We start from the raw sequence: 3,115 nt of genomic DNA on the forward strand, positions 1-3,115 counted from the left end.
GCAGTTGCCCACCGGGTCCGCCGTGTAGCGGTTGCTCGCCGCATCGAAGCAGATCGTGCCGAAGTCCTCGCCGTACACCATCCGCTCCGTGGTCCGCACGCCCGCGTACTCCTTGAACCGCGCGTAGTCGCCCGCGAACACGAACGGCTGCGCGAACAGCTCCAGCGTGAGCACGGGCGTGAACGTCCAGCTCAGCCGCGTGTTCATCGAAAACACGTTCTGCTCGATGTCGGCGAACAGGGCCCGCTGCCCCATGAAGTGCGTGGCCGTGGCATCCTCCCGGCTCAGCACGAACTGCGCGGTGCCCCGCTCGTGCGTGAACGCCGGGCCCAGCGACACCTGCACGTTGGGCGCGGGCTTGATGCGCACGCTGGAGCTCAGGCTGTACCAGCGCCCGTCGTCGCGAAAGCGCTGCAGGTTGCCCGTGAGCGAGAACACCACCCGCCGGCGCGCGTCCGTGTTCATCCGGCTGTGCAGCAGGTAGCCACCCGCCCGGCGGACGACGGGGCCGCCGCGCGTGGCGCGGTCGTCGTTCACCTCGGGGTACAGCTCCGTGTAGAACGCCACGTTCCAGTAGTTCAGCAGCTGGCCGCCGGAAAACGCGTGCAGCTGGCCCGCCGTGCGGTCGCCGTCGTAGTTGTACTCCTGCTGCCCGCCGCCCACCACGAACCAGTTGCGGAACCACTTCGTCGGCGTGTTCCACTCGTGCGCCAGGTTGCCCAGCATCCACACGTAGTCCGCGCGGGTGAGGTACGAGATGTCGTTCACCTCGAAGCCGGGGCTGCGAACGTTCACCGCCCCCTCCCACCGCCACGCGCCCGCGTCCTTGGCCATCCGCAGGTAGCCGCCGTAGCCGCGCAGGGCCGTGGCGTCCGGGTCCAGCCCGTCGCTGAACAACGCCCCGCTCCCGCTCACCCGGTCCGGCCGCTGAAAGTACCGCGCCGACGAGCGCTGCAGCCGGCCGATGGCCAGCGGGTCGCCCGCCGTGCTGCTCAGGGCCACATTGCCCAGCAGGTGGTACGTGCGGTTCTTCCACCACATCTCCCCGTCCGCCCCCACGGCCTCGGCGTGCCCCGGCAGCAGCTCGCGAAGGGCCGGCGAGTCGAACCGGCGGATGACGGAGGTGGCGATGCCGCCCACCGTCACGTCGCCACCCCGGAAGTTGCGCCGCACGCGCCCCACGAAGTAGTTGCTGGCCGGCTCCACCTCCTCGCGAAAGCGGCGCCCCAGCGTGTCCAGCCCCAGCGCCCGCTCCGAGCGCGTAACGGCGTCCAGCAGGCCCACCTGCAGTCCGCCGCTCGTTCGCCCCGTCACCTTGGCGGCGGCCAGGATGGCGCTGTTCTCCGGCGTGTGCACGTACCGCGCGTCGCCCCGCGTCACCTCGCCCTGGGGCACGCGGCCCACGCGGCGCGAGTAGAACAGCGACATGCCCTCCACGTTGCTGCAGTTGATGCACCAGAAGTCGCCGAACCCGAACAGCCCGCTCCCTTCCACGAAGAACGGGCGCTTCTCGTCGTAGAAGGTCTCGAAGGCGCTCAGGTTCACGGACGCCGGGTCCACCTCCACCTGCCCGAAGTCCGGGTTGATGGTGGCGTCCAGGGTGAGCGTGCTGCTCAGCTGGTACTTGAGGTCCGCGCCCACGCGGACGTCGTACGCCTCGCCGCGCTGGAAGGGGCTTCCCGGCTGCGTGGGCGACACGTAGGCGGCGCGGCTCAGCACGTACGGCAGCAGCTCCACGCGCCCCCGGTTGCGCGGCGCGCCAATCCCCTCCACGTGGCCAAAGCGCGCGGGGCCGCCCTGCTCGCTGCGCCGCCACGGGCTCCACAGCGACAGCTCGTTCAGCCGCTGCACGTAGCGCATGGCCTGCATGCCCCACGTCTGCACGCTGTCGCGGGGAAAGCGCAGCTGGCTGAAGGGGATCTTGAGCTCCGCCGTCCACCCCAGCGAGTCAATGCGCGTCTGCGCCTGCCACACGGGGTCCCACGACGGGTCCGCGCTGGGCGACGCCTGCCCCGCGTCGAACTTGACGCCCGACGGGTTCACGTTGAACACCGTGCGGCCCGTGTGGTCGTGGTAGGTGTCGAAGGTGAGCTCCAGGTAGTCCGACTCCGTGTCCTGGTCGCGCCGGGCCAGCCGCGAGCGCACGCCCCGCGCCCCCAGCGTGTCGTACATCCGCGCGCCCACGTACAGCGCCTCGGCGTCGTAGGCCAGGCGCACCTCCGTGCGCTGCGTGGCCGGCCGCCCCTCGTCCGGCTCCAGCTGCACGAAGCCCGTGGCGGGCGACGGCGTCTGCCACACGGCCTCGTCCAGCCGGCCGTCCAGGACGATGGGCCCCGTGCGCTCCACGGCGCGCAGGGTGGGCGCGACGCCCGTGGGGTGCGCGCCGCCCTGCGCGGCCGCGGACGCGGCGCAGGCGACGAGGGCGGCGACGGATGCGGCAAGGGGGATGCGGCGCATGTCTACCGTGCGGAGGGAGGGGGGGGGGGCCGGGCCGGGGAGCGGACCGGCGGCGCGGGATTGGATGCGCCGCCGGACGGGAAGGTTTACGCGGAGCGGACGGGGATCAGCCGCGTGCCCGGGCGCGGGCGTGGGCCCGCGGGGCCTGGCCGTAGTCCGCGCCGATGCCGTGGATGCGCATCTGCACCAGCGCCTCGGGCGACAGGTCGCTGAAGCCCGCCGCGCGCACCTCGCGGATGAACTCCGGCGTGACCCCGTGAATGCCCATCTGCATCAGCTGGTCGCGGTCCAGCCCGCGGTAGCCCGCATCGGCCAGGGACCGGATGAACTCCGGCGTCACCTGGTGGATGCGCATCTGCGACAGCGCGTCCGCCGACAGGTCGCCGAACCCCGCCGCCCGCATCTGCCGCACGTACTCCGGCGTCACCCCGTGGATCCGCAGCTCCACGGCCTGGTCCGCCGTCGGCCGCAAGCCCAGCTCGCGAAGGGCGCCCACGTAGGCCGCGTCCACGCCGTGAATGCCCATCTGCATCACCTGCTCGCGCGACAGGCCGCGGAACCCCATCCCCTCCAGCTCGCGGACGAGCGCGGCGCTCACCCGGTGGATGCGCATCTCCACGATCCCCGCCACGCGCTCCGTGCCCTCCATCCCCAGCCC

At 72.3% G+C, this 3,115-nt stretch carries 1 protein-coding gene and 1 pseudogene; both read right to left on the reverse strand.

Annotated elements, in window-relative coordinates:
- Positions 1–2,457 (reverse strand): DUF5916 domain-containing protein (locus VFZ20_RS24540; protein WP_329686596.1); only part of this gene is annotated, 2,457 nt, incomplete at its 3' end.
- A 106-nt stretch (positions 2,458–2,563) separates the two neighbouring features.
- Positions 2,564–3,115: pseudogene (locus VFZ20_RS24545) on the reverse strand (hypothetical protein); the annotation flags it as partial.

The sequence above is a fragment of the Longimicrobium sp. genome, assembly GCF_036280135.1.
Classification (GTDB): domain Bacteria; phylum Gemmatimonadota; class Gemmatimonadetes; order Longimicrobiales; family Longimicrobiaceae; genus Longimicrobium.